Source organism: Anaerolineales bacterium (genome assembly GCA_016928575.1).
GTDB lineage: Bacteria > Chloroflexota > Anaerolineae > Anaerolineales > RBG-16-64-43 > JAFGKK01.
In genome coordinates this window covers 1-5,245 of record JAFGKK010000101.1, presented here as the reverse complement: position 1 = coordinate 5,245, position 5,245 = coordinate 1, and the positions used below count along the sequence as shown (strand labels likewise).

The following is a 5,245-nucleotide window of genomic DNA, read 5'->3' as shown; positions in this document are numbered from 1 at the left end:
GTCAGGAGAGGGGGAAGGGGCCAGGGGATAGGGGTGAGGATGGAAAAGAGCAGGATTTCATTTCAATATTCCTGAGGCTGAGGAGATACCCGGATAATTTCCAACCTCCTCGATGAGTTCGGTAGGTTCGGGGAGGAGACGGCTGCGGTGCGCTATTTCTTCTTTTTCGCTTCGTTGGGCTTGTCGGGCCGCGCGGCAGGCTTTGCGGCCGGCGGCTTCTTCGCCGCCGGGGCCGCGAATTCCTTGTGCAACGCCAGGCGCAGGACCTCGTCGATGTGCTCAACCAGCGAGATCGTCAACTCGTCGCGGACGTTTTTGGGGATCTCGATCAGGTCTTTTTTGTTGTGTTTGGGGATGATCACCTTCTTCAGGCCGATGCGGTGGGCGGCGATGACTTTGTCGCGCACGCCCCCGACCGGAAGCACGCGGCCGCGCAGGGTGATCTCGCCGGTCAGGCCCACCTCGCGGCGGGCTTTGCGGCCGGTGAAGGCCGAGACCAGCGCGGCGGCGATCGTGATCCCGGCGCTGGGCCCGTCTTTGGGAATCGCGCCCTCGGGGATGTGGATGTGCACGTCGGTCTTTTCGAACCGCTGCGGCTCCAGGCGGAACTGCTTGGCCCGCGATTTAAGGTACGACATCGCCGCCTGGGCGCTCTCCTGCATCACCTCGCCGATCTGGCCGGTGATCTGGATGTTGCCCTTGCCTTCCACCAGGACCACTTCCACCGGCATCGTATCGCCGCCGTTTTCGGTCCACGCCAGGGCGGTGGCCACCCCCACCTCATCCTGCTTCTCCGCCTCTAACTGGAAGAATTGCTGGGGGCCGAGGAACTTCGGAACGGCCGCTGCGTCGATCCGCTCCGGGAGGCGCTTGCCTTCCGCCTTCCGCCGGGCCACCTTGCGGCAGATGCGCGCGATCTCGCGGTCGAGGTTGCGCACCCCCGCCTCCCAGGTGTATTCGCGGATGAGCCGGAGCAGGGCGTCCTCGCCCAAGGCGAACGGCACGTTGTCCAATCCGTTCTCCTCCCGCTGGCGCGGGATCAGGAATCGGTTGGCGATGGCGATCTTCTCCTGCTCGATGTAGCCGGGGAATTCGATCACCTCCATCCGGTCCAGCAGGGCCGGCGGGACCGGGCCGAGGGTGTTGGCGGTGGTGATGAACATCACCCGCGAAAGGTCGTAGGGCAAGTCGAGGTAGTGGTCGTCGAAGGCGTGGTTCTGCTCCGGGTCAAGCACCTCGAGCAGGGCGGCGGCCGGATCGCCGCGGAAATCCACGCCGAGTTTGTCGATCTCGTCGAGCATGAACAGCGGGTTGACCGTCCCGGCGCGGCGCATCGTCTGCAGGATCCTGCCCGGCAGGGCGCCGATGTAGGTCCGCCGGTGTCCGCGGATCTCGGCTTCGTCGCGCACGCCGCCGAGCGAGACCCGCACGAATTTGCGCCCGAGCGTTTCGGCGATCGAGCGGCCGAGCGAGGTTTTGCCGGTGCCGGGCGGGCCGACGAAGCACAGGATCGGCTGTTTCTGCTTTTTCGGGGCGAGCGTGCGCACGGCCAGGTATTCGAGGATCCGCTCCTTGGCTTTGGGCAGGCCGTAGTGGGCCCGGTCGAGGACCGCGGCCGCGCGTTTGAGGTCGAGGTTGTCTTCGGTCTGCTTTTGCCAGGGCAGGTCGGTCAGCCAATCGAGGTAGGTGCGGACGATCGCCACCTCGGGAGCCATCGCGGGCATCTGCCCCATGCGCTCGAGCTCCTTCAGCGCCTTGGTCTGCACCTCTTCGGGCATCCCGGCCTTGAGGATGGCGTTCTTGACCTCGGTCAGCTCCTCGGACCAGGAATCCTGCTCGCCGAGTTCGGTCTGGATCGCCTTCATCTGCTCGCGCAGGTAGTATTCGCGCTGGGTGCGGTCCACCTCGCTCTGGACTTTCGAGTGGATCCGGTTTTCCAGTTCGAGCACGTCCAACTCGCGTCCGAGCATCACGCTCAGCCGCTGGAGCCGCAGTTCGACGTCGAACGTTTCCAGCATCCGCTGGCGGTCCGGCACGGTCACGCCGAGCGTGGAGACGATCAGATCCGCCAGCCAGCCGGGGTTCTCGACGTTCAGCGCGAACACGTAGGCGTCGTCCGGCAGGCTGCGGTTCAATTGGACGACCTTCTCGAACAATGCCAGGACCGCGCGCATCAGCGCTTCGGTCTCGCGGGAGCGGTCGGCGCTCTCATACACCGGCCGCGCCCGGGCGCGCAGAAAGCTTCCGCCCGGCAGGTACTCGATGATTTGGACCCGGCGGCGCCCCTGGGCTAGGACGGTGGTCTCGCCTTCCGGCAGGTGGAGCACCCGCCCCACCGCCGTCTCGCAGCCGACGGTGTACAGGTCGGCGTAGGAGGGATCGTTTTTCTCCTCGTTTTTCTGGGCGACCGCGATCACCGTCTGCCCGGCGCCGTGGGCGAACTCGAGCGCTGAAAGCGCGCTTTCCCGACCGACGAACAGCGGCGTGACCATCCGCGGAAACACCACCAGGTCGCGCAGCGGCAGGACGGCGCAGGTGACGAGCCCGTCCTTGTCGAGCGTCGCGTCGCGGATCTTTTGCAGTTCCTCGGTCCGGCTGCCGAGCACCTCGGCGAATTCGGACCGCAGCTGCCAATCTCGGTATTCTTGTCCGTTCATTTTTTCCGTCGTTTCCTACGCGCCGTCCGCCGGGCCGGAAAGCCGCTCCCGGGCGGAGAAGAATTCTTTTTGGAGGTTCGGCCATTCCTCCAGCACCGCGCCGGCGACGAACAGGCTGCCCGCCGAAAGGAGAACGTCTTCCGGCCCGACGAGGGCGAATCCGCGCTTCAGCGCCGGCGCCGGATCGTCCGAGGTCTCCGCCGGACAACCCCGCTCCCGGGCGAGGGCGGCGATTTTCTCCGGGTCGGCCGCCCGCGGATGGGTGGAGCGGGTCGCCACCACCCGCGAGATCCGCGGCAGAAGTTCGTCGAGCATCCCGGCGATGTCTTTGTCGTCGGAGGCGCCGAAGATCAGCACCACCCGGCGCTCCGGGAAGTAATCGTCGAGCGCCGTGCGCAGCCTCCGCGCCGAATCCACGTTGTGCGCCGAATCCACCACCACCGCCGGCGAGAGGCGCAGGATCTGGAACCTTCCCTCCCAGCGGACCGAATCCAGGCCTTCGCGGATCGCGCGGTCGGGGATCGGAAGGCCGCCGTCCCGCGCCGTGCGCAGTCCGGCCACGGCCGTGGCGGCGTTGATGATTTGATGATACCCCAGAAGGGGGATTTCATACCGCTCGGCGATCTGCCGCAAGCCTCCTCCCCGCGCCAGCACCGCGTCCACCTCGGCTTGGTCCTTCGCACTCCAAAAGAAGAAGGACTGCCCTTGCAGGTCGTGCCGCTCGGGCGCGAAGTGCCAATCCCGCCCGACCAGCGACAGCGGTGCCTTGCGCTCCTCGCTCACGGCCCGGAGGACCTTCCGGGCTTCACCCTCCTGCGGGGAAGCGACCACCGGGACCCCCGGTTTGATGATCCCCGCCTTTTCGAAGGCGATGTCGGCCAGCGTGTTGCCAAGCAGGTGGGTGTGGTCGTAGGAAAGCGAGGTGATCACCGAGATCAGCGGCGCGACGACGTTGGTCGCATCCAGCCGCCCGCCGAGGCCCACCTCCGCCACGACGGCTTCCGCCCCCTCTTCCTTGAAGTATTGAAAGGCGGCGGCGGTGGTGATTTCGAAGGTCGTCAATCCGGGGACTTTCGCCACCGGAACGCGCAGGGAAAACACCAGGTCCGCCAGACGGTCGTGCGCGATCGGGCTTCCCCCGGCGCGGATCCGCTCGCAGAAATCGATCAGATGTGGGGAGAGGTAGAAGCCGGTGCGCAGGCCCGCCGCGCGCAGGCAGGATTCAACCATCGCCGCGACGGATCCCTTGCCCTTGGTCCCCGCGATGTGGATCACCGGATACGCCCGGTGCGGATCGCCCAGGTGCCCCAGCAGGGCCTGCATCCGTCCGAGGTCCAGCGTGCGCGGCGAGTATTGGTACGAGCGCTGTAGGCTGTAGTCGATGAACGAATACAGGTAATCCAGCGCCTGCTGATAGGTGAAGGTTTTCACGCGGGGGATTGTAACACTCCCAAGCCCCCTTTTTCGAAGGCCTTCGCCGAATTTCGCGCCCCGCATCCCCTTCTTCCGCGCGCAGCAATGTCCTTCCTTTATAATCCGGTTGTTTTTTCCATCGTTCCCCTTTTCACTCCCCAATCTTTCAGTGTGCACATACGGCTTTCTTCCTCGTCTCCCTCCCGGCATTCTTCCATTCCGAATACCCCGCTTCACTTTCTCGCAAATCATCCCCCTTCCTCACCCCCCAACCCCTTCTTTTCAACTTGGAATATTCCCCGAATCGTAAATGCTTAGGCGGCTTTTTTCGACAGAATAATCTCAGCATACCATCACCAGTGTTGTAGGTTTTGTCCGTCACCCCGGCGTGCCCGAAGCCGGGGTCCAGTATTTATTGAAGATTTACTGGATGCCGGCTAATTTCACCCCCGGCAAAGAACACGCCGAGGGCGGGCGCCGGCAGGACGATCGCCAGCTGAGTAGTAACCCCGAATCATTTTTCACCTCGAGGCATCCCCCTTCCTCACCCCCCAACCCCTTCTTTTCAACTTGGAATATTCCCCGAATCCAATTTTCATGGCTTGTCATCCCCCTTCCTCACCCCCCAACCCCCTCTCCTGGCTAACGCCAGGAGAGGGGGTGCGGCCATCTAAAAACGCAAGAATTTCCCGTAATATAACCGTAACATTTTCTTTTATTTTTCCTGACGGGATCCGCAGGATCCGAACGCCCATCCTCTTAAGTTGCTCATCGCGCAAAAGGTCATGATTTCGAACGAGGGGCTTATTATGAATCAAGCCATCGATCTCCACCCCCGCCATTTTCTCTAGGCAGAAAAAATCGATAATCCAGCGGCCGACGGGATATTGCCGCCGGAATTTATATCCCCCCAACCTACGTCCCCGAAGGACAGACCATAATAGTTCTTCGGATTCCGTCGAAGTCCGGCGCAAATATCTTGCATTCATAACGGCTATTGAGTCTGTAGGATGTCGTTTCTTCATGGCCTATTACTCCCCCTTGGATGAACTTGACTCAATTGTATCGCACTACCCCCCTCTCCTGGCATCAGCCAGGAGAGGGGAAGGGGGTGAGGAAGGAAACGCAAGCCGGCGAAGTATATACCGGGATTGTGGAAGACGGGATCAGCCAGG

3 protein-coding genes are annotated in these 5,245 nt (G+C 63.1%); all 3 read right to left on the bottom strand.

Annotation, left to right across the window (positions count from 1 at the left end; translation table 11 throughout):
* Window positions 1-152: 152 nt before the first annotated feature.
* The 3 genes from lon to JW929_12635 all read right to left on the bottom strand — a co-directional run bounded on the left by lon (window position 153) and on the right by JW929_12635 (window position 5,095).
* A complete protein-coding gene (gene lon / locus JW929_12645; protein ID MBN1440248.1) occupies window positions 153-2,657 on the bottom strand; it encodes an endopeptidase La in 2,505 nt (834 codons plus the stop codon).
* 15 nt (window positions 2,658-2,672) lie between these two features.
* Window positions 2,673-4,088 (bottom strand): bifunctional folylpolyglutamate synthase/dihydrofolate synthase, encoded by a 1,416-nt coding sequence (locus JW929_12640; protein ID MBN1440247.1) that lies wholly within the window; start codon window positions 4,086-4,088, stop codon window positions 2,673-2,675.
* 587 nt (window positions 4,089-4,675) lie between these two features.
* Window positions 4,676-5,095 carry a DUF559 domain-containing protein gene (locus JW929_12635; GenBank protein MBN1440246.1) on the bottom strand — a complete coding sequence of 140 codons (420 nt, stop codon included), beginning with the start codon at window positions 5,093-5,095 and terminating at the stop codon, window positions 4,676-4,678.
* Between the last annotated feature and the right edge of the window lie 150 nt (window positions 5,096-5,245).